General features: G+C 39.7%; 1 protein-coding gene. It reads left to right on the top strand.

The window, feature by feature from the left end; genetic code table 11:
* Positions 1 to 560 (top strand): transposase (locus B9A32_RS20985; RefSeq protein ID WP_232367020.1); only part of this gene is annotated, 560 nt, incomplete at its 5' end.
* Between the last annotated feature and the right edge of the window lie 547 nt (positions 561 to 1,107).

Below are 1,107 nucleotides of genomic sequence, written 5' to 3'. Positions count from 1 at the left end.
AATCCCATAAAGATTTTGATTTGCTACAGGCTGAGGGAAAACATTTTGTATGCCGAATCAAAATCAAAACTACGCGAACTATCATCAAACAGAACTTTGTGCCGGAGGACACTCATATTTTTTATGATGCAGAAGTCCTACTTGGAACTCCAGGGGTAAATCAATCAGAGACACCAGTCCGAGTCGTTGGATATAAAATTGCAGGCTCAACATTTTACGTGGCAACTGATCGACATGATCTGACTGCCGAGCAAGTGGCAAAAATCTACAAGCTCAGGTGGGACATTGAGTCTTTTTTCAAATGGTGGAAAAAACATCTCAAAGTGTATCACTTAATTGCTCGCAGTGAGTATGGAGTCATGGTACAAATCCTTGGTGGGCTTATTTCATATCTACTCATGGCCATATATTGTCATGATAAATTCAATGAAAAAGTTTCCATCAAAAGAATCCGCCAACTGAGAAATGATATACAAAATGAGCTCAGATACCCTTTATCAGGCGATAGGGCTGTCAAAAAAAGGACCAAAAAAAAGAAAAAGAAGTCTGCAAAAACCTAACCGGACATCACTGAACACAAATATTTCTTAGGGAGAGTTGCGCTCTTTTTTTTCTTGTTTTTTTCAACTTCGTTTCAAAAGTATCTATATGGAATTATCGAAAATGTCCACGATCGAACCTTAATGAACACGCTTGTTTTAGGGCTAACGCTTGAGCTGAGGGGCCGGGCATTTAACCCGGAGACTCAGCAATAAGTTTTTATTTCCTTGAACCACGGGCTTCTGCAAAAAGTACGCAGTACGCCCGGTCCCACTCCAGCGACTGGTTACATCTATCCTGATATATATTCAAGAAGCTCAGCTACCGCAGCATTTTTCATCAATCGGGCTCTTGCAGGTCCAACATTATATATTTTTTCAATTAAGTTCTTTTCAGTACTCTTATGAAGTTGTCCAATTGTATTAATTCCAGCACCTTTTAATTTTCCTTTTTGCCATTGAGTAAGGAGGAATGCTAAGATGCAAATACTATAACGCCTAACCCCCAAATGAGTGACAAAATACTGTAACGCTCATTTTTAACAAACCCCGCCGCCTTATCCCGCCT

This window comes from Desulfocicer vacuolatum DSM 3385, from assembly GCF_900176365.1.
GTDB lineage: Bacteria > Desulfobacterota > Desulfobacteria > Desulfobacterales > Desulfobacteraceae > Desulfocicer > Desulfocicer vacuolatum.
This window is presented reverse-complemented; position numbering and strand designations above follow the sequence as displayed.